The organism is Baekduia alba, assembly GCF_028416635.1.
Lineage (GTDB): Bacteria > Actinomycetota > Thermoleophilia > Solirubrobacterales > Solirubrobacteraceae > Baekduia > Baekduia alba.
On sequence record NZ_CP114013.1, the window covers coordinates 4,509,429 to 4,532,681 of the forward strand.

Annotated in this window: 26 protein-coding genes and 1 tRNA gene; 11 read left to right on the top strand and 16 right to left on the bottom strand. The window is 72.7% G+C overall.

The window, feature by feature from the left end; all coding sequences use genetic code 11:
- Positions 1 to 16 precede the first annotated feature (16 nt).
- A complete protein-coding gene (locus DSM104299_RS22575; protein ID WP_272473919.1) occupies positions 17 to 307 on the bottom strand; it encodes a 4a-hydroxytetrahydrobiopterin dehydratase in 291 nt (96 codons plus the stop codon).
- A gap of 15 nt (positions 308 to 322) precedes the next feature.
- Between DSM104299_RS22575 and DSM104299_RS22580 the strand changes: the two genes are divergently transcribed.
- Positions 323 to 1,213 carry a cobalamin-binding protein gene (locus DSM104299_RS22580; RefSeq protein ID WP_272473920.1) on the top strand — a complete coding sequence of 297 codons (891 nt, stop codon included), beginning with the start codon at positions 323 to 325 and terminating at the stop codon, positions 1,211 to 1,213.
- Between the two features lie 3 nt (positions 1,214 to 1,216).
- Here DSM104299_RS22580 and DSM104299_RS22585 read toward each other — a convergent pair whose 3' ends face one another.
- The 6 genes from DSM104299_RS22585 to DSM104299_RS22610 all read right to left on the bottom strand — a co-directional run bounded on the left by DSM104299_RS22585 (position 1,217) and on the right by DSM104299_RS22610 (position 6,082).
- Entirely contained in the window at positions 1,217 to 2,053 is an 837-nt protein-coding gene (locus DSM104299_RS22585) for a rhomboid family intramembrane serine protease (protein ID WP_272473921.1), read from the bottom strand.
- A 39-nt stretch (positions 2,054 to 2,092) separates the two neighbouring features.
- Positions 2,093 to 2,821, bottom strand: coding sequence for an anti-sigma factor (locus DSM104299_RS22590; protein ID WP_272473922.1), 729 nt, complete (start codon positions 2,819 to 2,821; stop codon positions 2,093 to 2,095).
- Positions 2,818 to 3,384 (bottom strand): RNA polymerase sigma factor, encoded by a 567-nt coding sequence (locus tag DSM104299_RS22595; protein WP_272473923.1) that lies wholly within the window; start codon positions 3,382 to 3,384, stop codon positions 2,818 to 2,820. The genes DSM104299_RS22590 and DSM104299_RS22595 overlap by 4 nt, the downstream gene beginning before the upstream one ends.
- 125 nt (positions 3,385 to 3,509) lie before the next feature.
- Positions 3,510 to 3,857, bottom strand: coding sequence for a hypothetical protein (locus DSM104299_RS22600; protein ID WP_272473924.1), 348 nt, complete (start codon positions 3,855 to 3,857; stop codon positions 3,510 to 3,512).
- 10 nt (positions 3,858 to 3,867) lie between these two features.
- Positions 3,868 to 4,398, bottom strand: coding sequence for an RNA polymerase sigma factor (locus DSM104299_RS22605; RefSeq protein WP_272473925.1), 531 nt, complete (start codon positions 4,396 to 4,398; stop codon positions 3,868 to 3,870).
- A gap of 22 nt (positions 4,399 to 4,420) precedes the next feature.
- Positions 4,421 to 6,082 carry a 1-acylglycerol-3-phosphate O-acyltransferase gene (locus DSM104299_RS22610; protein ID WP_272473926.1) on the bottom strand — a complete coding sequence of 554 codons (1,662 nt, stop codon included), beginning with the start codon at positions 6,080 to 6,082 and terminating at the stop codon, positions 4,421 to 4,423.
- A 47-nt stretch (positions 6,083 to 6,129) separates the two neighbouring features.
- Here DSM104299_RS22610 and DSM104299_RS22615 point away from each other — a divergent pair, with 47 nt between their 5' ends.
- From DSM104299_RS22615 to DSM104299_RS22635, 5 genes are all read left to right on the top strand, one after another.
- Positions 6,130 to 6,663, top strand: a complete 534-nt coding sequence (locus tag DSM104299_RS22615) for a hypothetical protein (RefSeq protein ID WP_272473927.1) — start codon at positions 6,130 to 6,132, stop codon at positions 6,661 to 6,663.
- 12 nt (positions 6,664 to 6,675) lie between these two features.
- Positions 6,676 to 6,749: transfer RNA gene (locus tag DSM104299_RS22620), tRNA-Thr, on the top strand.
- Between the two features lie 58 nt (positions 6,750 to 6,807).
- The gene (locus DSM104299_RS22625; protein WP_272473928.1) at positions 6,808 to 7,737 is read left to right on the top strand and encodes a DUF559 domain-containing protein; all 930 of its coding nucleotides are present in this window, start codon (positions 6,808 to 6,810) and stop codon (positions 7,735 to 7,737) included.
- Positions 7,738 to 7,757: 20 nt separating this feature from the next.
- Positions 7,758 to 8,969 (top strand): MFS transporter, encoded by a 1,212-nt coding sequence (locus DSM104299_RS22630; RefSeq protein ID WP_272473929.1) that lies wholly within the window; start codon positions 7,758 to 7,760, stop codon positions 8,967 to 8,969.
- 128 nt (positions 8,970 to 9,097) lie between these two features.
- Positions 9,098 to 10,381: a lipase family protein gene (locus DSM104299_RS22635; protein WP_272473930.1), complete on the top strand. Its 1,284-nt coding sequence runs from the start codon at positions 9,098 to 9,100 to the stop codon at positions 10,379 to 10,381.
- Positions 10,382 to 10,582: 201 nt separating this feature from the next.
- On the opposite strand, the gene DSM104299_RS22640 is transcribed toward DSM104299_RS22635, so the two are convergent.
- From DSM104299_RS22640 to DSM104299_RS22660, 5 genes are all read right to left on the bottom strand, one after another.
- Positions 10,583 to 11,722: a hypothetical protein gene (locus DSM104299_RS22640; protein ID WP_272473931.1), complete on the bottom strand. Its 1,140-nt coding sequence runs from the start codon at positions 11,720 to 11,722 to the stop codon at positions 10,583 to 10,585.
- 192 nt (positions 11,723 to 11,914) lie between these two features.
- Positions 11,915 to 12,499, bottom strand: a complete 585-nt coding sequence (locus tag DSM104299_RS22645; RefSeq protein ID WP_272473932.1) for a DNA-3-methyladenine glycosylase I — start codon at positions 12,497 to 12,499, stop codon at positions 11,915 to 11,917.
- On the bottom strand, positions 12,500 to 12,877 hold the full coding sequence (locus DSM104299_RS22650; RefSeq protein WP_272473933.1) for a cupredoxin domain-containing protein: 378 nt from the start codon (positions 12,875 to 12,877) through the stop codon (positions 12,500 to 12,502).
- A complete protein-coding gene (locus DSM104299_RS22655; RefSeq protein ID WP_272473934.1) occupies positions 12,874 to 14,214 on the bottom strand; it encodes a right-handed parallel beta-helix repeat-containing protein in 1,341 nt (446 codons plus the stop codon). Before DSM104299_RS22655 ends, DSM104299_RS22650 begins: the two co-directional genes overlap by 4 nt.
- A 14-nt stretch (positions 14,215 to 14,228) precedes the next feature.
- Positions 14,229 to 15,347 (bottom strand): multicopper oxidase domain-containing protein, encoded by a 1,119-nt coding sequence (locus DSM104299_RS22660; RefSeq protein ID WP_272473935.1) that lies wholly within the window; start codon positions 15,345 to 15,347, stop codon positions 14,229 to 14,231.
- Between the two features lie 146 nt (positions 15,348 to 15,493).
- Here DSM104299_RS22660 and DSM104299_RS22665 point away from each other — a divergent pair, with 146 nt between their 5' ends.
- The gene (locus tag DSM104299_RS22665) at positions 15,494 to 16,123 is read left to right on the top strand and encodes a TetR/AcrR family transcriptional regulator (RefSeq protein WP_272473936.1); all 630 of its coding nucleotides are present in this window, start codon (positions 15,494 to 15,496) and stop codon (positions 16,121 to 16,123) included.
- 12 nt (positions 16,124 to 16,135) lie between these two features.
- Here DSM104299_RS22665 and DSM104299_RS22670 read toward each other — a convergent pair whose 3' ends face one another.
- The 4 genes from DSM104299_RS22670 to cysS all read right to left on the bottom strand — a co-directional run bounded on the left by DSM104299_RS22670 (position 16,136) and on the right by cysS (position 19,622).
- Positions 16,136 to 16,519: a hypothetical protein gene (locus DSM104299_RS22670; RefSeq protein ID WP_272473937.1), complete on the bottom strand. Its 384-nt coding sequence runs from the start codon at positions 16,517 to 16,519 to the stop codon at positions 16,136 to 16,138.
- Positions 16,520 to 16,529: 10 nt separating this feature from the next.
- Positions 16,530 to 17,177 (bottom strand): RNA polymerase sporulation sigma factor SigH, encoded by a 648-nt coding sequence (gene sigH / locus DSM104299_RS22675; protein ID WP_272473938.1) that lies wholly within the window; start codon positions 17,175 to 17,177, stop codon positions 16,530 to 16,532.
- Positions 17,178 to 17,400: 223 nt separating this feature from the next.
- A complete protein-coding gene (rlmB, locus tag DSM104299_RS22680) occupies positions 17,401 to 18,270 on the bottom strand; it encodes a 23S rRNA (guanosine(2251)-2'-O)-methyltransferase RlmB (RefSeq protein ID WP_272473939.1) in 870 nt (289 codons plus the stop codon).
- Complete coding sequence (gene cysS, locus DSM104299_RS22685; RefSeq protein ID WP_272473940.1) at positions 18,267 to 19,622, bottom strand: cysteine--tRNA ligase; 1,356 nt, start codon at positions 19,620 to 19,622, stop codon at positions 18,267 to 18,269. The genes rlmB and cysS overlap by 4 nt, the downstream gene beginning before the upstream one ends.
- A gap of 118 nt (positions 19,623 to 19,740) precedes the next feature.
- Here cysS and DSM104299_RS22690 point away from each other — a divergent pair, with 118 nt between their 5' ends.
- The 4 genes from DSM104299_RS22690 to DSM104299_RS22705 are packed head-to-tail and all read left to right on the top strand — an operon-like array spanning position 19,741 to position 23,247.
- The gene (locus DSM104299_RS22690) at positions 19,741 to 21,000 is read left to right on the top strand and encodes an alpha/beta fold hydrolase (protein ID WP_272473941.1); all 1,260 of its coding nucleotides are present in this window, start codon (positions 19,741 to 19,743) and stop codon (positions 20,998 to 21,000) included.
- A gap of 27 nt (positions 21,001 to 21,027) precedes the next feature.
- Positions 21,028 to 22,017, top strand: a complete 990-nt coding sequence (locus DSM104299_RS22695; RefSeq protein ID WP_272473942.1) for a lysophospholipid acyltransferase family protein — start codon at positions 21,028 to 21,030, stop codon at positions 22,015 to 22,017.
- Complete coding sequence (locus tag DSM104299_RS22700; protein WP_272473943.1) at positions 22,017 to 22,514, top strand: SRPBCC family protein; 498 nt, start codon at positions 22,017 to 22,019, stop codon at positions 22,512 to 22,514. Before DSM104299_RS22695 ends, DSM104299_RS22700 begins: the two co-directional genes overlap by 1 nt.
- Before the next feature lie 31 nt (positions 22,515 to 22,545).
- Positions 22,546 to 23,247 (top strand): response regulator transcription factor, encoded by a 702-nt coding sequence (locus DSM104299_RS22705; protein WP_272473944.1) that lies wholly within the window; start codon positions 22,546 to 22,548, stop codon positions 23,245 to 23,247.
- The last annotated feature ends 6 nt before the right edge of the window (positions 23,248 to 23,253 follow it).

Sequence of the window (23,253 nt, forward strand, 5' to 3'; positions counted from 1 at the left end):
CCACGCGCCGCCGCGCCTAGCCGCCGGGCAGCGCGTCGATCGTGGCCGCGAGGTCGAAGTCGGCCCGCGTCAGGCCGCCCGCGCTGTGGTTGGTCACGCTCAGGCGGACCTTGTTCCAGCCGTGGATCAGGATGTCGGGATGGTGGTTGGCGGCCTCGGCCTCCTGCCCCACCGCGTTGACCCAGGCCAGCGCGGCGGCGAAGTCGGCGAGCTCGCGCTCGCGGACGATCGCGTCGCCGTCGCGGGTCCAGCCGTCCAGATCGGCCAGCCGCGCGTCGATGTCGGGGTCCGTCAGCAGGTCTGCCATATCCTCGCCTCCAAGATGCGGATCGTGAGCCTCGTGCCCCACGCTACCGAGCTGCTCTTCGCGCTCGGCCTCGGCGACAGCGTCGTCGGCGTCACCCACGAATGCGACTACCCGCCGGCGACGGCGGAGCTGCCGCGGATCACGCGCGACGTCCTGCCCGCCGGGCTGAGCGCCGCCGAGATCGACGCGGCGGTCCGCGAGCGCACCGAGAAGGGCGACGCGATCTACGCGCTGGACGAGGACCTGCTCGCCGACCTCGCGCCGGACCTCATCGTCACCCAGGAGCTGTGCCCGGTGTGCGCGGTCTCCTACGACGAGGTCAAGGAAGTCGCGCAGAAGCTCGACCCGTGCCCTGAGGTCATCGCGCTGGACCCCAAGACGTTCGGCGAGACGATGGGCGACATCCGGACGCTGGCGCAGGCGACCGACAGCCGCGACGCCGCGCTGGACCTCGTCACCCGCCAGCGCGCTCGCGTCGACCGGGTCCGGCTCGCGGTCCGCGGCGCCAAGCGGCGCTCGGTCGTCGCGATCGAGTGGTTCGACCCGGTCTTCGTCGCCGGCCACTGGACGCCGCAGCTGATCGAGCTGGCCGGCGGCAGCGACCTGCTGGGCTTCGCCGGCGAGCACTCCGAGCAGCTGCCGTGGGAGGCGGTCGCGGCCGCCCAGCCCGACGTCGTGCTCTGCATCCCCTGCGGCTACGACGGCCCGCGCGCGCTCGCCGAGGCCGAGCAGTTCACGGAGGACCTGCGGCGCGTCGGCGCGGCGGAGACGATCGCGCTGGACGCCGCCGCCTACTTCTCGCGCCCCGGCCCGCGGCTGGTCGACGGGCTGGAGACGCTGGCCCACGCGCTGCACCCCGAGCGCGTGCCCGAGGCGCCGGGCCGGGTGCACCGCGTCATGTTGTAGGCCCTACAACTTGTAGTTGTGGATGTCGCCGCTGATGGCGATCGCGCCGAGCACGGCCGCCACGGCGATGACGCCGCAGGCGGCGTAGCCCAGCCACGGCTGCCGCATCCGGTCGGCCTGGTGGAACGCCAGGCCCGCCAGCGCGCCCGCGATCAGCCCTGCGATGTGCGCGCCGACCGCGATGTTGAACGACGGGATGAAGCCGATGACCAGGTTGATGAGGATCAGCCCGCCCAGCCCGCCGGCGAACGCGTCGTGGCCGCGGCGGAACTGCTCGACCGCGAGCACGGCCATGAGGCCGAAGACCGCGCCCGACGCGCCGACGATGACGGCGGTCGTCGTCTGCACCAGGCCGCCGAACGAGCCGGCCAGCAGCGCCGTGAAGTAGACCGTCGCGAAGCGCGCCGACCCCATCACCGGCTCGAGCTGGCGGCCGAGGATCCACAGCAGGTACATGTTGAACCCGATGTGGAAGATGCCGGCGTGCAGGAACCCGCTGGTGACCAGGCGCCAGTAGTCGTGGCCGAAGTGGATCGTCGTGAAGCCCTGCAGCGCGAAGTGCTGGTAGATCCAGCCGGTGCCGGAGGACTGCACGCCGATCCCGCTGCCCGAGGCCAGGAACAGCACCACGCACGTGATGATGATCGTGGTCGTGACGACCGGGTTGTCGGACCGCGCGCGGATCTGCGCGGCCGTGCGCACCTTGGTCTTCTGCTTGGCGCACTCCGGGCAGCGCATCCCGACCGACGTCGGCGTCATGCAGTCCGGGCAGATCGGACGGCCGCAGTTCGAGCACGAGACGCCCGTCTCGCGATTGGGATGGCGGTAGCAGGTGGCCATTGAGGCGCCGCACGCTACCAGCGGCGCATCAAGCCCCGCTCAGCTCAACTTCGCGCCGGCGACGACCTTGCCGGTCGGCGCCGGGCTGCCGCCCGGCGGCTCGTCGGAGACCAGCACCTGGTCGGTGCCCTTCAGCGACTCGGGGATGTCGATGCTGGCGCTGCCGTCCTCGGAGACGCTGAACAGCGCGTGCGTCGGACGCGGGCTGTCCTGGCCCGAGACGAGCCACACCTGGTAGACGCGACCGTCGGGCGGCGCCGGCATGTGCTCCAGCTTGAGCTGGCCGTGCTCGTCGTCGCGCACCGCCAGCGCGACCTGCGCGCCGCTGGGGCCGGTGCCGCGAATGGTGGTGGTCGACTCGCCGCCGCCGGTGGCCAGGACGCCGGCGACCACGCCGACGGCCAGGATCGCGCTGGCGAGCGCCGCGGCGGGCACGGGGCGCAGCCGGCCGAGCCAGCCGAAGCGCCCGACGCGCTCGCGCTTGGCGGGCGTCGGGACGCGGTCGGCCTCCGGCCCGGCGGCGCGCAGCAGCTCGGCCTCGGCGTTGACCACCGACATGATCCGGCTCTTGAGCTCCGGCGGCGGGAGGACCTGCGGCGCGGCCATCGGCAGGACGTCGGCGACGACCTGCAGCTCGGCGACCTCACGGCGGCAGTCGTCGCACGCCTCCAGGTGCGTGGCGAACGCGGCCGCGTCCGGCTCGGCCAGCGCGCCGAGGACCCACGGCCCGACGTCGTCGCGGAACCGGCAGTCGTCGTGTCCGCTCATGTCGGCACCTCCGAGAACTGGCCGAGTTGCCCGCGCAGCTTCTCGAGCCCGAGGCGGATGCGTCCCTTCACGGTGCCGATGGGCGTCTCCAACATGTTCGCGATCTCCGAATGGGAGAAGCCTCCAAAATAAGCGAGTTCGATGGCGCGCGACTGCTCGGCCGGCAGCGTGGCGAGCGCCGTGCGCACCTCGTTGGCCTCTTCGCGGTGCGCGACCTGGACGTCGGTGCGCTCCTTGGCCTCGAAGCGCTCCTCGATGCCCTCGTCGCTCGCGCGGTGCGAGTCGTGCCGGATCCCGCGCCGCAGCGCGTCGATCGCGCGATGGTGGACGACGGCCAGGACCCAGGTCCGGACGCTGCCGCGCGTGTGGTCGTAGCGGGCGCCGGAGCGCCAGAGCGCCAGGAACGCCTCCTGGACGACGTCCTCGGCCGCGCCGCGGCGGCCCATCATCCGGTAGGCCAGCGAGAACGCGGCGCTGGAGTGGCGCTCGTAGATCACCTCGAACGCCGCGGCGTCGCCCTGGCGGACGAGCTGCATGAGGTCCTCGTCGGCGAGCAGGGTCACGCTGCGCGCGTCCTGCGGCGGCGTCGACGGGCGTTGACGGTCGAAGCGTCCCACGGCGGGTACTTACGCGCAGGGCACCGGACCGGATCAGCGCGCGACGCGCCAACTTGTGGACCCACGTCGCGCTAGCGATCCAGGATCTTGCGGGTCTCGTCGGCGACCGCGTGCAGCGTGCGCTCGGCGAGATCGATCGGGCCGGACGCCTTCGCGGCGCGCCGGCGGTGCTGCTGGCGCACGCGCAGCAGGACCAGCGCCGCGCCCGCGGTGGTGCCGATCGCGGCCGCGGCGACCGGGCGCACCCAGTTGCGCGGGTCGCGCATCGTCGACAGCTCCCAGCTCTCGAGCTCGTCCTGGGCGAGCTCGGTCAGCTCGGTCAGCGTCGACTCCAGCCGCATGTTGAGGTCCGCCGGCGGGTCGACCGGCGTCAGGGCGCGCTTGAGCAGGTGCTCGAAGTCTCCGAAGGTCTCGCTCATCGCTGCGTGCTCACCCCGTTCCCTGTCGTGTGGCGACGATCTCTTCCAGCTGCTTGATGGCGCGGTGCAGCAGCACCTTGGTGGCGCCGTCGGTCTTGCCCATGGCGCGCGCGATCTCGCGGTTGTCCATGCCCAGCGCGAAGCGCATGATCAGCGCCTCGCGGCGGTCGTCCGGCAGCTCCTTGACTCCCTCCAGGATGCGCGCCAGCTCGTCCCGACCCTCCACGAGGTCCTCCGTGGTGTGGGTCGTGCGCAGCGACTCGGAGTCCTCGATCGGCGTCTGCGGCTTGCGCGAGCGGTCGCGGTAGAGGTTCGCGGCGAGGTTGTGCGCGATCCGGATCAGCCACGGCCGCAGCGGTCGCCCGTCGGACTCGGCCACCGCGCGCTCGTAATGGCGATAGGCCTGGAGGAACGTCTGCTCCGTCAGGTCCTCGGCGTCGTGGTGGTTGCCTACCCGGTAGTAGGCATAGGAGTAGACGTCCTTGAGGTGTGCTCGGTAGAGCTCCGAGAAGTCCGCATCCAGCTGGGCCTTGTCCGGCACGCACGGCAGCCTATCCCGCGGGTCACGCGGCCCGGACGAAACGCTTGCCCTTGGCCCGCGGCGGCGCGGTGATGGTGGCGGCCCAGTCGGTCGCGTCCGCGCGACCTTCGACGACCGCGGCGAGGCCGGAGACCGTGGGCGCGTCGACGCCGGCGGTGGTCAGCGCGTGGGCGAGCAGCGGCAGCGCGTCGAGCGACTCGGCGGCCTGGCCGAGCGCGGTCTCGATGTCGTCGGGATGGGTGCCGGAGGCGAGCAGCTCGCCGGCGCGGCGGTTGCGCGAGCCGGAGGCCAGGACGGTCGCGACGAGGTCGCCGGCGCCGGCGAGGCCCGCGAACGTCTCGGCGTGCGCGCCGGAGCGCCTGGCGTAGGCGTCGATCTCGGCGAACACCCGGCCGGCGGCGGCGCCGACGGCGTTGGGGCCGGCGGGCGCGGCGGTGGCGGCGGCCAGCGCGGCGGCGTTCTTGGCGGCGCCCGCGAGCTCGACGCCGACGGTGTCGGCCGACGGCTCGGCGTAGAGGCCGGCCTTGGTCAGCAGGTCGCAGAGCTGGCGGCGGAAGCCGCGGTCGGCGGAGGCGACGACCAGCGCGGCGCCGTGGTCCAGCGCGTCGGCGGCGTGGGCCGGGCCGCCGAGCGCCGCCATCGCGCGGGCTTGCGTGCGCTGCGCCAGGAAGCGCGACGGGACCAAGCCGTGCGGCGCGACCAGGCCCTTGGCGGCGACCAGGAGGCCGGCGCGCTGCGGGATCTGCGCGCCGTGCGCGGCGACGACCTCGGGCAGCGCCCGGGCCGGGACGGCGAGCACGACGAGGTCGTGGCGGCCGAGCTCGAGGTCGGCGCAGCGGACGACGTTGACGGTGTCCGGCAGGACCTCGCCCGGGAGGTAGCGGTCGTTGACGCGGGCGGCGGCCAGCGTGTCGGCCTGCGCGCCGGTGCGGGTCCCGAGGTCGACCTCGACCCCGGCGCGCGCGAGCGCGACCGCGAGGCCCGTGCCCCACGAGCCGGCGCCGATGACGGCGGCGCGGCGGATCGGCGGCAGGCCGCCCAGCCACTCCCACTGGAGCATGACGCAGGGCCAGATGCGCTCGGTGACCGCGCCGGCCAGCTCGGCCGACGGGTTGTCGACGCGCGGGAAGCGCAGCGGCGCGCCGGCGCGGATCGCGACCTTGTGCGGCCGGATGCGCCAGCCGCGGCGGATGTTCTCGGTGCCGATGACCGCGACCGGGATGACCGGCGCGCCGGTCTCCAGCGCCAGGCGGCCGACGCCGCGCTTGGGCGTGCCGAGCGTGCCGGGGCGGATGCGCGTGCCCTCGGGGAAGATCAGGACGGAGTCGCCGCGCTCGAGGATCTGGCGGGCCGTGGACATCGCTTCGTGGTCGGCCGCGCCGCGGTCGATCGGGAACGCGCCGAGCGCGTTGAGGAACCACGCGGTGACCTTGTGCGCGAAGAGCTCCTTCTTCGCGACGTAGTACAGCGGCCGGCGCGACATGCACGCGATGACGAACGGGTCCAGGAACGAGCGGTGGTTGGCGGCGAGGATGACCGGGCCGTCGGTGGGGATGTGCTCCCGCCCGATCCGCGACATCCGGAAGTAGAGGTGGAAGAACGGCTGGAAGAGCGCGCGGACGATCCAGTAGACGAACGGGTTGACGCCCTCGGTGCGCGCGCGGGACAGGTGACGGTTCTCCATCGCATCTGACGTACACGCGCCAGGGGACCGCGGTTACAGTGCTGGGCATGGCCATCGACCGTGCCCGCACCGCCCGTGGAGCCCTCGCCGGAGCGGTTGCCGCCGGCGTCTGGGCCGCGCAGCAACCCCTGGACATGAAGGTCTTCGGGGTCCGGTACGACGACACCGAGCTGCTCGGCAAGGCCGTGACCCGCAGGCCCGCGTGGCGGGCCGTCGGCCTGGCGATGCACGTGGCCAACGGCGCGGTCTTCGGGGCGGTCTACGCGAACGTCGCGCGGCGCGTCCCGCTGCCCTCCTGGATGCGCGGCCCCGCCGCCGGGCTCGGCGAGCACGTGACGTCCTGGCCGCTGGTGATCGTCACCGACCGCGTGCACCCCGCCCGCGACGAGCTGCCGACCCTCGGCACCTCCGCCGCCGCCTTCGCCCAGGCGACCTGGCGCCACCTCCTCTTCGGCACGATCCTCGGCGAGCTCGAACGGCGGCTCAACGACGAGCCCGACGACGACCTGCCCTCCTACGAGCACGTCGTGTCCACCAACGGCCACGGCAACATCGAGCACGCCATCACGGGCGCGGCCTAGACTCCGGCCGACGCCGGGGTAGCTCAGCTGGCCAGAGCAGCTGTCTTGTAAACAGCAGGTCACGGGTTCGAATCCCGTCCCCGGCTTCCGGGCCATCGGCCCGAGCGGGGGGCGAGTTCCGGTCCGTGTCGACCTATGGAGGGCATGGAGCCTTCTCTCGACACGGATCATCGGATCGCGCGCCTCGCGGCCGCGCAGGAAGGGGTTGTCCGGCATCGAGACCTCCTCGACCTCGGCCTGACGCAGCCGCAGATCCGCCACCGACGGGAGGCCGGCCGGCTGATCGACCTGCTTCCCGAGGTCAACGCGGTCGGCCACGACCGGCTGAGCCGCACCGGTCGGCGGCTCGCGGCGGTGTGGAGCTACGGACCCAAGGCCGCGCTCAGCCACCGCAGCGCAGCGGCGGCGTGGAGCCTGCGCGCGGGCGGAGCGCAGCGGTTCGACGTGACCGTCGCCACGACCGCCGGCCTCGTGCAGCGCGCGGGAACGCGGCTGCGACGCACCGGCGGCGTGCTCGAGACGACGCGGTTGGGCCTCCTGCCCGTCACCACGCCGGCCCGGACGCTGCTCGACCTCGCTGCCGTCGTTCCCGCCCATCAGGTCGACGCCGCGCTCAAGCAGGCCGACGTGCTCGGCCTGTTCGACCTCGTCGCCCTGCGCGCCGTGCTCGCCGCCCACCCGCGGCATCGCGGTCGCCGGCGCCTGACGGCGATCCTCGACACCGCGGCGCGGACCGAGCTGGCGCTCACGCTCAGCGAGCTCGAGGATCGCTTCCGCGCGCTCTGCGCCCACCACGGCCTGCCGATGCCGGCGGCCAACGCGGCGCCGCTCGGCTGGCGTGTCGACTTCCTCTGGCCGCGAGAGCGTCTGGTCGTCGAGACCGACGGCTGGCGCACGCACCGCACGCGCGCGGCGTTCGAGGACGATCGCGCCCGCGACCAGCGGCTGGCCGTCGCCGGCTACCGCGTCGTGCGCTTTACGCACCGCCAGGTCGTCGACGCCCCGGACGCGGTGGCCAGGACGGTCGCCGAGCTCTTACGTGGGTTCGACTCCGGCGTCACTGAGCAACGCTGATCGGCTACAACCGGTGGTGCATGGAGTTGCTGCGGACACCCGGCCCGATCAGGACGTTCTCCGCCGTCACGCTGGTCAACACCATCGGCAACGGGTTGCTGGCGACCGCGGTGGTCCTGTACTTCACGCAGGTCGTGGGGCTCAGCGCCGCGCATGTCGGCGTCGGGTTGACGGTGGCGGGCGCGTTGGGGCTGCTGGTCGGCGTGCCGCTCGGGCATCTCGCGGATCGGACGGGGCCGCGGGAGGTGCTGTTCGTCCTCCTGATCGCCGAGGGTCTGACGACGGCGTCCTACGTCCTCGTCCACAGCTACGTCGCGTTCCTCGTCGCCTCGGCGCTGGTCGTCACGTGCAACCGCGGGTCGAGCGCGGTCCGGCAGGGGTTGATCGCGCAGGTGCTCGACCCCGCGCAGCGCGTCAAGGGCCGGGCGTTCCTGCGTTCGGTGACGAACGTCGGGTTCGCGATCGGCTCGACGATCGCCGGCTTCGCGATCGTGCTGAACACGCACGCCGCCTACGACGCGCTGATCCTCGCCGACGCGCTCACCTTCGGCGGCGCCGCGCTCCTGCTCCTCCGCCTCCCCCGCGTCGCGCCGCAGCCCGCGTCGACCGAGGACGGCCCGCGGCTGATCGTCCTGCGCGACCGCCCCTACGTCCTCGTGACGCTCCTCGTCGCGATCATGACCATGCACTTCAGCCTGCTCGACGTCGGCATCCCGCTCTGGGTCTCCGGCCACACCGACGCACCGCGGGCGATCATCGCGGTGATCTTCGTCCTCAACTGCGTGTTCGTCGCGCTCCTGTCGGTGCCGATGGCGCGCGGCAGCGACTCGGTCGAGGGCGCGGCGCGCGCCGCCGTGCGCGCGAGCTTCCTGCTGGCGGCGTCGTGCGTCGTCTTCGCGCTCGCGTCGGGCCCGGGCGCGACCGTGGCGTCGGTGATCCTCGTCGTGGCGGGGATCGTGGAGGTGTTCGGCGAGATGGCGCAGGCGGCCAGCGGCTGGGGCCTCAGCTTCGGCCTCGCCCCCGACCACGCCCAAGGCCAATATCAAGGTCTGTCGTCCACCGGCTTCGCGCTCGCGACCATGGTCGGCCCGGCGCTGATGGCCGCCATCACCGCCGCGGGCACCGCCGGCTGGCTGGCGTTCGGCGCGCTGTTCCTCGTCACGGGCGCGGCGACCGTGCCCGTCGCGCGCTGGGCCGAGAACCACCGCGGGCAGGCCGTCAGCACCGTCTGAACCGGCGCCGTCCCGCGCGCGTCTTGTGTACGGTCCGGTTCAACTACTCCTCGGGAGGGAGAGAGGCCGTGATGCGTCGCAGGGGTGTGTCGGCATCGCATGTCCGTCCATGGGCGGCTGCGCTTGCCATGTTCATCATCTTGGTCGTCGGAGGGGCGACCGCGGCAGGGGCTGCGCCACCGCCGCCGGGCCAGGACCCGTTCTACCGCTACGACGACCCCACGCCGCTCGAGCAGCTCGCGCCGGGCACGGTGCTCAAGGCGCGGACCACGTCGCTGCACGTGGTCGGCGTCCCGACGCCGGTCAAGGCCGTGCAGCTGCTGTACCGCTCGACCGGCCAGCGCGGCCAGGCGACGTCCAACGTCACGTCGGTGCTGCTGCCGCCCCTGCGCATCGGCGCGCCCAAGCTCGTCTCCTACCAGTCGTTCTACGACTCGCTCAACCCCGACGACGAGCCGTCCTACACGGTGTCCGGCGGCGGGCTGTCGATCGGCGGCGCGATCCCGCAGCTGGAGTCCGGTCTCGTCGCGCCGCTGCTGCTGGCCGGCTATACGATCGCGGTCCCGGACACCGAGGGCCAGGCCGCCGACTTCGCCGCCGGGCCCGAGTACGGGTACAACACGCTCGACGGCCTGCGGGCGGCTTACAACGCGCCGGCCGTCGGGGTGACGCCCGCGACCAAGGCCGGGATGATCGGCTACTCGGGCGGGGCGATCGCGACCGAGTGGGCCGCCGAGCTCGCGCCGAGCTACGCGCCCGACGTCAACGGCAAGCTCGTCGGCGCCGCGATGGGCGGCGTGCTCGTCGACCCCGCCCACAACCTCCACTACGTGGACGGCAGCAGCGTCTGGGCCGGCGTCATGCCGATGGCGATCGTCGGCGTCGCGCGCGCCTTCGCCATCGACCTCACGCCCTACCTCAGCGCGAAGGGCCTCGAGATCTACAACAAGCTCCAGAAGGCCACGATCGCCCAGGTGCTGGGCGCCTACCCGGGGCTGACCTGGGCGCAGCTGGCCAAGCCGGAGTACGCGACGCCCGAGAGCGTGCCCGAGTACGTCCACGCGGCCAACCAGCTGATCATGGGCACGGGCGGCACGCCGACCGCGCCGCTGTTCGTCGGCCAGGGCGCCGGCGGCGAGCTCGAGGGCACGCCGGGCGACAAGCCCGGGATCGGCAAGGGCGACGGCGTGATGATCGCCGGCGACGTGCGCACGCTCGCCCGCCAGCACTGCGGCCACGGCGTCAAGGTCCAGTACCAGCAGTACGACGCGCTGAGCCACGTCACCAGCGCGGTGCCGTGGCTGGCCCAGGCGGTGCCGTGGCTAACGGCGCGCTTCACCGGGCTGCCGGCGCCGCAGAACTGCTCGGCGATCGCGCCCGGCAATCCGTTGGATCCGATCCCCGAGGGCTGACCGCCCCCGGGCCGCGACCGGCTCTGGCTAGAGCCGGTCGCGCCAGGTGACGGCGGCCGACGCGACCGGTGCCGCGCTGGTCGCCCTACAGGCGATCGCGCCAGGTGACCGCGGCGCCGGCGACCTGTGCCGCGCTGGTCGCCCTACAGGCGATCGCGCCAGGTGACGGCGGCCGACGCGACCTGTGCCGCGCTGGTCGCCCTACAGGCGATCGCGCCAGGTGACCGCGGCGCCGGCGACCTGTGCCAGCGCCTCTTCCAGCTTGAAGCGGTTGTCCGTGCGGCGCGCGACGCCAAGCGCCTTGAGCGCGTCGGCCAGGAGTGCCGGACCGGCCGGCCCGTCGGAGCGCAGCTCGTCGAGCTCGGCGGACGTGAGCTTGCGCGACGCGCCCGTCGCGGCGACCGCGACCTCGGCGTACTCGCGCTCGGCCCGGGCCGCGCGGGCCTCGGCGCGCGCGGCGGCGTCCTCGGCGGCGGCCGCGCGGGCCAGCGCCTCGTCGATCACGACCTGCTCCGGCGGCGCCTCGACGACGCGCTCGACGCGCACCGTCGTCGCCGCGGCCTGCGCGGCGCGCTGCTCGGCGTCCTCCGCGCGCGCCTCGGCGCGCTCGGCGGCCGCCTGGGCCTCGGCCAGCTCGGCCCCGACGCCGCGCTTCTGGGCGCGCGCGTCGGTGATCGTCGCCTCGGCGCGCTCCAGGCGCGACGCCAGCTTGGCGGCCGTACGGCGCGCCTCGGCGGCGTCCATCTTGGCCTCGGCCAGCTCGCTCTTGAGCGCGACCGCGCGCGCCTCGGCGGCCTCGCGGGCCCGGGTGACCCGGGCCAGCGCGGCGGCGTCGGTGACGCGCTCGCGGACGATCTTGGTCTTGACCTTCGGCGCCGCGGCGGCGCGCGTGCGCGCACGCTCCAGCTGGACGGCCAGGCGCTCCGCCCGCGTCTCGGCGTCGGCGGCGCGCGCCAGCGCGGCGTCGACCGCCACGCGCGCGTCGTGCTCGAGCCGCGCGGTCGCGCGCTCGCTCAGGTCCACCTCGGTGCGGCGGCGCGGGCCGCGCTTGGCGGGCTCGAAGCCGGCCGCGCGGATCGCGAGCTCGAGCGAGCCGTCGAAGCAGCGTCGCGCGGCGTTCGCCGACGGGTAGGCCGAGCCGCAGACGGGGCAGCCGGCGCGGTAGCGATCGATGCGCCACACCTGGCCGGTGATCTTCGCCTGGCCGGGGTTGAGGTCCGCCAAGCGCGGAACCTCGCCGTGAGCCTCGACGAAGTGCTGGATCTCGGTGATGACGGACTCGGGGGTCCACTGCGGGGTCTTGCCCCGGCGTGGGGCCCCCGCGACCTGCACGGGGGCCATGTGAAGCAGGCCTCCCTAGTGCAGGCGCCGAGCAGGGCTCGACGGTCCGGTGCAGCGCGCCGCATCCGGCGCGAGCGGTCCGGGCTCAGGCCCGGACCGGTGTGAAGGGGAGTTGGGGTGCTTCATGTGCACGTCCACCGTATCGACACCGAAGCCGCGATCCAACATCCGGACGTCAGATCGCACATTTCTTCATGGAGAAACGGCCTTCTGGGCCTTCTCGGTGGCCTTGCGCGACACGCATCCGTCAAGGTGGTCGTTGACCAGCCCGCAGGCCTGCATCGCCGCGTACGCGGTGGTCGGGCCGACGAAGCGGAAGCCGTGCTTCTTGAGCGTCTTGGCCAGCGCCGTCGACTCCGGCGTCAGGGCCGGGACGTCGCCCCAGCCGGCCGGCGCGGGGCGCGCCGGGTCCGGCCGGTGGGCCCAGACGACCTCGTCCAGCGACGTCCCGCCGTCGCGCAGGTCCAGCACGGCCCGCGCGTTGGCGATCGTCGCCTCGACCTTCAGGCGGTTGCGGACGATCCCGGCGTCGGCGAGCAGGCGGGCCACGTCGTCGGCGCCGTAGCGCGCGACGACCTCCGGGTCGAACCCGTCGAACGCCGCGCGGAAGTTGTCGCGCTTGCGCAGGATCGTGATCCACGCCAGCCCGGACTGGAACGCCTCGAGCGAGATCCGCTCGTACAGCCCGCGCTCGTCGAGCACGGGCCGGCCCCACTCGGTGTCGTGGTACTCGCGGTAGAGCGGATCGTCCGCCCCGAAGCACCGCACCTCCGCCATCTAGGAGGGCTTCTTCTTGACCGTGATCGTCATCTTCATCTCCTCCTCGTGGAAGGTGCAGATGATCTTGTAGGTGCCGGGCACGGTGAGCTTGCGCTTGAAGTCCTCGCCGGCCGCGAGCGGGTCGGACGCGAACGCCTTCGCGCCCTTCGGCTTGGTCTTCAGCGAGACGTCGTGGACGTCGGTCTCGTCCTCGGACCAGTGCCAGTCGACCGTGTCGCCGGCGTGGATCGTCAGCTTCGACGGCCCGTAGTAGTTGTCGTTGACGGAGACCTTGCGCGTCTTGCCCTTGCTGGTGGCGCCGAGCGCCAGGGCGGTCGGGGCCGCGGCGAACGCCGCGGCCCCCACCATCGCAAGGGTGGACTTGCGGCCGATCACGGGGCCTTGGTCCCCGTGTAGTCGCTGTAGTGGAACAGCGGGACGACGCCGGCCTTGGTCGCGTGCGGATGCTGCACGAGGAACTTCTCGTGGTCCGCGTCGACCGCCCAGTTGACCATGTCGGTCTGCCCGGCCTGCGAGTACGTGTTGGCCCCGGAGAACGGGCACGCCGGCCAGCCGGAGACGTCGGCCGCGCCGACCACCGACTGCACGCCGGTGTTGCCGGAGATGCAGTTGTCCGAGCCCGTGCCGTCGTAGGCGAGGTCACGGCCGTTGAGGTCGGTGCCGTTGGCGCCGAACTGGTTGTTGGTGATCTGGTTGCCGATGAGGTTGGACACCTCGGGCAGCTTGGGCAGCAGGATGATCTGCTGGATCATGCCGGCGCCCGACAGCCAGTTGCCGTAGACGCGGTTGTTGTCGATCCGGTTGTGACGGCCGCCGAACAGCAGCACGCCGACCCCGACCGGGTACGGCGTGGAGTCCGCCGCGTTCTTCTGCACCTTGAACGGCGCGCCCGCGTAGTAGTTGAAGTTGTTCCAGAAGATGTCGTTGTCGGTGATGACGTTGTCCTCTTCCGGCGGGTACTTCTCCGAGCTGAGCGTGTTCGGGACGATGCCCGTGCCGTTGTTGTAGAACTGCGACTTGGAGATCGTCACGTACCGCATGTTGGTCCCGGACCAGCCGAGGACGTTGCCGTACGACTTGATGTTCTTGACGATCGAGCGCACCGGCTTGGCCTGCGGCGGGGTCTCGCCGATGTAGAAGCCGGAGTCGCTGTTCCAGGCGGCCTCGGAGTTCTCCATCGTGCCGCCGACCGTGTGGAAGGCGTAGATGCCGTACACGCCGACCAGGTAGGACCGCAGGTGGTTGAACGTGTAGTTGTCGGCCCGCAGCGCGAAGAAGCCGTTGGCCTTGTAGTGCTGGGCGGTGAAGCCGTCGACCGTCACGTGGACGGCGTCGGTGATCCGCAGGCCGTTGGACTTGTTCTTGGCGCCCTTGGCCTCGAGCACGACCTTGCTCGGGTCGGTCGGGTTGCCGACCAGCCTGATGTAGCGCTTGCTCGCGCCCGAGACGACGACGCCTTCCTTGTAGGTGCCGTTGGCGACCTTGATCTTGTCGCCCGGCTTGGCCTTGTTGACCGCCGACTGGATCGTCGGGAAGCAGGACTTCTTGTTCTTGCAGACGTTGAGCGTCTGGAACGGCCCCTTGGGCTTGGTCGTCGCGCTCTTGGGGTTCGAGGGCGGCGGGTAGTCGACCGCCCCGGCGACCGGGACGGAGGCCGCCAGCGCGGCCACGGCGGTGGCGGCGACGACGGTGATTGACCTGCGGTGGGACATGCGTGCTCCTCCTACTACTCGACGAGGTACCAGCCAGCCATCCCCGCGTCCTGATGGGAGAAGACATGGCAGTGGTAGAGCCACCGACCGGGGTTGTCCTCGACGAACTCCACCGTGATGGTCTCATTGGGACCGACCGACGGGGTGTCGACGAACGCACCGGCTTCGTCCTTCCAGCGGTGGCCGTGGATGTGGAAGTCGTGAAAGTTGTTGTCCATGCCGATGATGTGGAACCCGACGCGCTGGCCGGCCTTGGCGCGCAGGATCGGCGTGTTGCCGGCGTAGGCGCGACCGTTGAAACACTGGTAAGAGCGCTTCAGACCGGTGACCGGCGGCTGCAGCTGGTGCATGAACAGGACCTGCTCGACGTCGGGGCCGGGATCGCCCTTCTCGCGGATCGTCAGCGAGCCGAACATGCCGCGGAACGTGTTGAGCGTGTGGTTGGGGCCGTGGTCGTGATACGGCCAGGTCCCGACCGCCTCGGGCACGCACTCCCAGGTGTAGGTGAACTCCTCACCGGGCGCGATGAAGCCACCGGCCCGCGTGTAGTCGCCGATGTAGACCCCGTCGTACTCCGGGTTGTACTTCACCCCGTGCGGGTGCATCGTGACCGGCTGGGCGAGCTTGCCCTGCAGGTTGTTGCGGAAGTGCACGACGAGCGTGTCGCCGACCTCGGCGCGCAGCCGCGGGCCCGGGATCTGCGCCGGGCCGAACGGGGCGGCGAAGCCCTCGGTCATCTGCTGGTAGACGGTCGCGGTGAACGTCGACGGACCCGGGATCGCGACGCCGTGCCAGTCGTCGCGCTTGGTCGGCACGATCGTCCACTGCACGGTCGTGGCCTGGATCCAGTACTCGACCGCGCGGCCGCCGGGCTGCGGCGACGGCGTCACGTAGGTCTGGCGCTCGGTCGGCTCGACCGCGGCCTTCGGCTTGGCGGCCGCGGCGCGAGCGCGGGCGAGCGGCGGCCGCGCGACGTTGCGCGCGGCGGCGTCGGCCTTGGCGGCGTCGCCGGCCTTGCCGAGCACGACGTCCTGGCCGCCGATCGAGCAGAGGAAGGCACCAGCGGCGCCGACCTGCAGAAAGCGGCGGCGGCCAAGCGTGGGGTCGAACGGGTCGAGCGGATCCGGCGTCATGTGGGGAACGGCGCCGGGATTCGGGACGACGAGCCTGGGTGGACGCCCGACACCGGGCGCCGGCTCTCCTCGGCAGCGCGTCGATCCTACACGAACCTGGACACTTGTCCAAGACATTTGAACGAGAGTCCGGTACGGTGGCCCCGATGGCCGGCCCGCCCACCACGCCCGCGCCGACGCGCGGGCGACGCGACCGCCGCGGCGAGCAGCGCCGCGCCGAGCTGCTGGAGGCCGCCATCCACCTGATCGGCGCCCACGGCCTGGACGCCGTGACGCACCGCGCGGTCGCGGCCGAGGCTGGCGTGCCGGCCGCGTCCACGTCTTACTACTTCCGCTCCAAGGACGAGCTGATCGACGAGGCGCTCAACACGCTCGCGACGCGGGAGATCGCGCTGCTGCGCGCCCGTCGCGAGGCGCTCGGCGAGCGCGTAGCCGACCTCGCGGAGACGACCGAGGCCCTCAGCGGATGGATCGAGGAGCAGCTGACGCCGGAGGGCCGGATCGCGATGCTCGCCCAGTACCAGCTGCAGCTCGAGGCGGCCCGCCGGCCCGCGGCGCGGCAGATCCTCGCCGCCTGGAAGGACGGCACCGACGACCTCGCCGAGACCGCGATGTCCTCGCTGGGCGCCGCCGACGTGCGCACCGCCGGCATCCTGCTCGTCTGCGCGATCGACGGCCTGCGCCTGCGGCTGATGGCCTCCGGCCACGACCCGCTCTCGCCCCAGCAGCTGCGCGCGACGATCCGCGCGTTGTTGGCGGGGTTGGTCGGGTCCTAGCGGCCCGCGGGCCTAGACCGCGACCCAGGCGCCGTCGCGGCGGCCGAGCGTCACGGTCGACTCGCTGCCGTCGGCGTGCACGGCGCGGAAGATCGCCTGGTCGGCGTCGGTGCCGGGCTTGTCGACGACCTGGACGAGGTGGAGCTGGTCCACGTCGCGCGGGGCGACCGCGGCGCGCGCCGCGGCCTCGATCGTCTCCCGCTCCCAGCCGCGGTCCTGCGCGCGGGCGTCGGCGAGCGCGGCGTCGGCCGCCTCGATGCGGGTGCGCAGCTCGGCGTCCATGGCCTCGCGACGGCGGCCGAGCACGATGTAGCCGCCGACGAAGAAGACGACGATCAGCACGACGATGACGCCGACGACGATGCCGACCACGGTTCCGGCGCTGGCGAGGATCACAGGGAGAGTCTTACAGCAGGACGTTGCGCGCGGTGAGGTGGGTGCCGACTTTGCGCTTGACGCGCTGGAGGGCGTTGTCGACCGTCTTGGTGTCGCAGCCCAGCCGCTCGCCGACCTGCTCGTAGCTGTAGCCGTCGAGGTAGAGCGACAGGACGCGGGACTCGAGCTCGCTCAGCGCGGTCGAGAGGCAGCTGACCAGCGACTGCAGCTCCTCGGAGCTGATCACCTGGTTGACCGGGTCGTGGACCGGCGAGCCGGGGATGACCTCGTCGAGCGTCGGCTCGCCGTCCTGAGCGGAGGCGGGCGACGCCGAGAACGACACGTACTGGTTCAGCGGCGTGTGCTTGTTGCGCGTCGCCGTCTTGACCGCGGTGATGATCTGGCGCGTGATGCAGAGCTCGGCGAAGTTGCGGAACGACGACTCACGGTCGGTCCGGTAGTCGCGCACGGCCTTGTAGAGCCCGACGAGCCCTTCCTGGATCAGGTCGTCGGAGTCGCCGCCGGCCAGGAAGTACGAGGACGCCTTCAGACGGACGAAGCCGTAGTAGCGCCGCACGATGCGGTCATAGGCGATCGGATCGCCCTGCTTGGCAAGGGCGATCAGGTAGCCATCATCGACCTGAACCTGCCCTTGAGGGTTGAAGGAGAGACGTGCCACGAGCGAATCCTTTCTGCACGAATGCAGGGGAAATTGCTCAGTGGCGCACTCCTCCCCTGGCGCCATCTGAAATCTTCTCGACCCGAAGTCCTCAACCTCAGGTCGACCGTTATGTGGGCGGACCCTCCCACAGTTATGAAGCCCCGTCAAGGCTGTGCAGGGATTCTTGCGCGGGCGCCGGAGCGACCACCACGGGTTCGAGCCGTCGTTCGGGTGTGGACGACTACTGCGCCGCGCCGCGCGCGTCCAGGATCCCGTACAGCAGCACGGCCGCGGCGGCCGACACGTTGAGCGAGTCGACCCGGCCGCGCATCGGCAGCGAGACGATGTCGTCGCACATCGCGCGCACGCGCGGGCGCAGGCCCGTGCCCTCCGCGCCGAGCACGAGGACGACGCCACCGGTGTAGTCCGGCTGGCGGTACGGCGTGCCCTTCGCGGCCGCGCCGTAGACCCAGCAGCCGGCGGTCTTGGCCTCGGCCAGGTAGTCCGCGACGTTGCGGACCTGGGCGATCTTGAGGTGCTCGACCGCGCCGGCCGAGGCCTTGGCCGCCGCAGCGGTCACCTCGGCGGAGCGATGGCGCGGGATGACGATCCCCGACGCGCCCGCCGCCTCGGCCGACCGCGCGATCGCCCCGAGGTTGCGCGGGTCCTGGATCTCGTCGAGCGCGATGATCAGCGGCGCCGGGCCGGTGAGCAGGCTCGCCGGATCCGCGTAGGGGTACGGGCCGACGTCGGCGACCAGGCCCTGGTGGGCGTCGCTGCCGGCGCGCTGGGTCAGCCAGTCGCCGTCGGCCGGCTCGAGGTGGATGCCGTCGAGCCACGGCTCCTTCGCCGCGCCCTGCGTCGCCCAGATGCGCTGGACCTCGCGCCGCCCGGACCGCAGCGCCTCGAAGATCGGGTTGCGGCCGTAGAGGACGTCGGGCTTCTCGCGCGGCTCGGCGGGCGTCGCCTCCGCCCCGCGCGGGACGGCCCGGTTGCGCCGGGCCCGCGTCTCGTCGCCGCGCGCGCCGCTGCCGCGGCCCGTCCGCTGCGGCTTGGGCCGGCTCCCGCCGGAGGGCTTGCGCCCGCTGCCGCCCCGCTCACCCGGGCTCATGCCTCCACCAGCTCGGCGCCGTCGGGGCCGTCGCGGACGACCCAGCCGGCGTCGCGCAGCGCGTCGCGGAGGCGGTCGGCCTCGGCCCAGTCCTTGCCGGCGCGCGCGTTCTCGCGCGCGGCCAGCAGCTCCAGCGCCTCCGGCGGCGGGCCGTCGCCGTTGGCGCCGCCCCGCGCCAGCTCGGCCAGGCCGAAGACGTCGAGCATCTCGACCAGGTCGTCGCGGCCGACCTCGGCGAGCTTGTTGGCCTCGCTCACCCACGCGGCCAGCGCGGCGAGCGCGGTCGCGGTGTTGAAGTCGTTGGCCAGGGCGGCGAAGAACGCGTCGCGGTGGACGCGCAGCGCCGCCGGCGACGGCCCGTCGACCAGCCTGCGCCCCGCCTCGCGGATGCGCTTGAGCCGGCCCTGGGCGTCGCGCAGCGTGTCGGGCGCGAAGACGATCGGCTGCCGGTAGTGGCCGCCGGCGAAGAACAGCAGCAGCGTCTCGCGGCCCCACTCGTCCACGACGTCGGGCAGCAGCGAGATGTTGCCCACCGACTTGGACATCTTCTCGCCGCGCATCTCGAGCATGCCGTTGTGCATCCAGATCTGCGCGAGCTCCTGACCGCGCGCCAGGCGCGTCTGGGCCGCTTCGTTCTCGTGGTGGGGGAACACGAGGTCCGACCCGCCGCCGTGGACCTCGAAGCCCACGCCCAGCAGCTCCTCGGCCATCGCCGAGCACTCGATGTGCCAGCCGGGCCGGCCGCGGCCCCACGGCGCGTCCCAGGCGGTGTCCTCGCCCTCCTTCTGCGCCTTCCACAGCGCGAAGTCCAGCGGATCCTCCTTGAGCGCGGCGCCTTCGATGCCTTCGCCCTGGTCCAGATCCTCGAGGCGTCGGTGCGAGAGGTCGCCGTACTGCGCGTCGGCGCGCACGCGGAAGTACACGTCGCCCTCCACCGCGTAGGCCGCGTCGCGGTCGATCAGCGCCTGGATCAGCCCGACGATGCCGTCGATCGTCTCCGACGCGAGCGGCTCGTGGTCCGGGCGCGGCAGGCCGAGCGCGTCGGTGTCGGCGACGTAGTGCGCGGTCATCTCGCGCGCGAGCTCCTCGGACCCGATCCCGCGCGCGTTGGCGGCGTCGTAGATCTTGTCGTTGACGTCGGTGACGTTGGCGACGAACGTCGCGTCATAGCCCTCGTGCGCCAGGAAGCGCTTCAGCCACGAGAACACGACGTAGGGCCGGGCGTTGCCGACGTGGATGCGGTTGTAGACCGTCGGGCCGCAGGCGTAGATCCCGACCCTGTTGCCGGGATCGCGCGCTACGAGCGGGCGCAGCTCGCCGCTGCGAGTGTCGTGAAGGCGGATCTCAGGCACAGCGCCAGCCTATCCAGGCAGGGGGTCCGGACCGCCTGCTGAACTTCTGGGCTGGCGCAATGGACACATGGTTGATCCACTTCCCGCCTGGGCAGGCCGTAGTCTGCCGCCTCTTCCGATGTCTGCACTGTCCCTGCAAGAACGTTCGCTGGCCCTCGTGGAGGAGGGCTTCCGCACGTTGCCGGAGCGGTATCTGGGCGGTCCGGCGGGCTTCGACGTCACCTACCACGTGCGCCTCGGCGACCTCGGCCACACGTTCGAGGTGCGCTGCACGGAGCAGACCGCGCGCGTCCGCAAGGGCATCAGCGCGCGGCCGGCGGACGTCGTCATCGGCACCGACTCGCGGACCTGGCTGCGCCTCCGCGCCGGCGAGCTGAGCGCGGTCGAGGCGTTCCGGGAGCGCTCGCTCTACGCGCGCGGCGAGCTCGACAACGCCGTCCGCTTCGAGGGCCTGTTCCGGCTGCCCGACGGCCGCGACCCGCTGATGCGCGTCCACGACGTCCGGTTGCCCGGCCGCTCGGTCTCGGTGTTGACGACGGGCACGGGCGCGGCGCCCGACGTCCTCCTGATCCACGGCCTCGGCGCGGCCAAGTCCTCGTTCTTCGACTGCGCGGCGCTGCTGGCCGAGGCTGGCCACCGCGTCCACGCGATCGACCTACCCGGCTTCGGCGGCTCGTCCAAGCCGCCGACGGCGCCCTACACCGCGACGTGGTTCGCCAAGACGGTCCTGGCCGTGATGGACGAGCTGGAGATCGCGTCGGCGCACGTCGTCGGCAACTCGATGGGCGGCCGCGTGGCGCTGGAGATCGGCCTGCGCCGGCCCGAGCGCGTGCGCTCGATCGCCGCGCTCTGTCCCGCCGTCGCGTTCGTCAAGCGCGACTTCCATCCGCTGGTGCGGCTGCTGCGGCCGGAGCTCGGGCTCCTGCCGCACAAGCTGCGGCGCGGGATGGTCGAGCGCCAGCTGTGGTCGCTGTTCTGCGACCCCGACGCGCTGGACCCGTCGGTCGCCGACGTCGTCGTCGACGAGTTCCAGCGGATCTACGGCAGCGCCGGCGCGCGCGTCGCCTTCTACGCGTCGGCCCGCAACATCTACCTCGACCGGCCGTTCGGCCACGGCGGCTTCTACCCGCGCCTGGCCGAGCTCGAGCCGCCGGCGCTGTTCGTCTGGGGCTCGCACGACAAGCTGATCCCGGCGGGCTTCCGCCATCACGTGGCCAAGGCGCTGCCCGGCGCCGAGCAGATCGTGCTGGACGGCTGCGGCCACGTGCCGCAGGTCGAGCGCCCCGAGCAGACCGCGGGCATGCTCAAGCGCCTGTTCGCGCGCGCTGACGCGCTGGGCGCGCGCCGGTTCGCCCGCGCCGAGTCCGACGCTGCGTAACTCCGCGCGCGGGTAGTGTGAGCCGGGATGGCCGGGGCCTCGCAGCACACCGCGAACGGAGCGCGCAACGGCCACCGCCGCGGCGGGGTCGGCGGAGCGCCGCCCCAGGGTCGCGACGACCCGCGCGCCGACGGCGACGTGCGCGCGCCCACCGCGGCGCGCCAGGGCTCGCTGCTCGGTCGTGCCGTGCGGTCGCTGGCCGGCGCCGTCGCCCAGCGCGTCCCGCCCGCCGACCTCGACGAGCGCGACCCGGACTACATCCGCGAGACGCTGCCGCGCATGTGGCTGCTGGCCAGCCTCTACTTCCGCGGTGAGGTCCGGGGCCTGGGCAACGTCCCCGACACCGGCCCGGTGCTGATGGTCGGCAACCACTCCGGCGGCAACCTCACGCCGGACACCACGGTCTTCAGCCTCGCCTTCCACGCCTACTTCGGCGTCGAGCGCCCGTTCCACCAGCTCGCCCACAACCTGGTGCTGTCGATGCCCGGCCTGGGCTTCCTGCGCAAGTACGGCACGGTCGCGGCGTCGCCCGAGAACGCGCGCACGGCGCTGCGGTCGGGCGCCGCGGTGCTCGTCTACCCCGGCGGCGACCGCGAGGTCCACCGCCCCTCGTGGCAGTCCGGCCGCATCGACTTCGGCGAGCGCAAGGGCTACGTCCGGCTCGCGCTGGACGAGGACGTCCCGATCGTGCCCGTCGTGGCGATCGGCGGCCAGGAGACCGCGCTGTTCCTCTCCCAGGGCGAGTGGCTGGCCAAGCTGCTGATGCTCGACAGGCTGTTCCGGCTCAAGGTGCTGCCGATCTCGATCGCGCCGCCGTGGGGCCTGAACGTCGGCGACATGCTCGGCCACGTCCCGCTGCCGTCGAAGATCGTCGTCGAGGTGCTGCCGCCGATCCGGCTGCGCGAGGAGTTCGGCGCCGACCCCGACGTCGACGAGGTCCACGCGCACGTCACCCGGCTGATGCAGGAGACGCTCGACGCGCTGGCGTCCGAGCGCCGGCTGCCGGTGATCGGCTGATGCGCGTCGGCGCCGCGATCGACGTCACCGCGCCGGCCGAGATGGTGTGGTCGTTCGTCGACGACCCGTCCCGCTACCTGCACTTCATGTCGGGGATCACGCGCTGGGAGGTGGTCAGCGATGCGCCGTCCGGGCTGGGCGCGCGCTACCGGATGCTCATGCACGTGGGCTCGGCGGAGGTCGGCGGGCTCGTCGAGGTCGTCGAGCACGACGTCGGCCGCGACATGGCGTGGGTGTCGGTCGTGGGGATCGACCAGCGCGGCCGCTGGCGGCTGCGCGAGCGCCGGCGCGGCGACGGCTCGGCCGTGACGAAGGTCGAGCTGCGCCTCTCCTACGGCGTCGCGGGGTCCGGGATGTTCGGCTGGCTGGCCGAGCACGTGGCCGCGCCGACGGTCCGCGGCCACCTGCGCCGGTCCCTGCAGCAGCTCAAGCGCCAGGTCGAGCACGAGCAGCTGCGCAGCGCCGCGGCGGCCAGGCGCGCGGCCCGCGTGGCGTAGGCCGCGCCGCACGCCGTTAACCTGCGGGCAGATGCCGCCGGGGTCAGCGCTCGACATCCTCGTCGTCGACGACGACGACGCCCTTCGCAACATGCTCACGCGCTCCTTCGAGCGCGAGGGTCACCGCATCACGTCCGTCGCCGACGGGCACGGCGCGCTGGAGGAGGCGGGCCGCGGCCACTTCGACGTGATCCTGCTCGACGTCGCGCTCGGGCCAGGCCCGACCGGCTATGACATCGCCCGGGCGCTGCGCGCGCGGCGCAACGTCACGCCGGTGATCATGCTCACCGCGCTGGACTCCGAGGCCGACGCGGTCCAGGGCCTGGAGGCGGGCGCCGACGACTACGTCACCAAGCCCTTCGGCCTCGCCGAGCTGCGGTCCCGGATCCGCGCCGTCCTGCGCCGCGCGCACGGCAACCTGCTCGACGACGGCCTGCTGGAGGTCGGCAACGTCGTGCTCGACCAGCGCCAGCGCGAGGTCTCGGTCGACGACAAGCCCGTCCGCCTCACGTTCGCCGAGTTCGAGCTGCTGCAGTGCCTGATGGCCAAGCCCGGCCGGCTGCAGAACCGCCAGGAGCTGCTGCGCGCGATCTGGGGCGACAGCGCCTACCGCGACCCGCGCGCGATCGACGTCCACATCCGGCACCTCCGCGAGAAGCTCGAGGAGCAGCCGCAGGACCCGAAGCTGATCCTCACGGTCCGCGGCGCCGGCTACCGGTTCCGGGACCGGTGAGCGCTC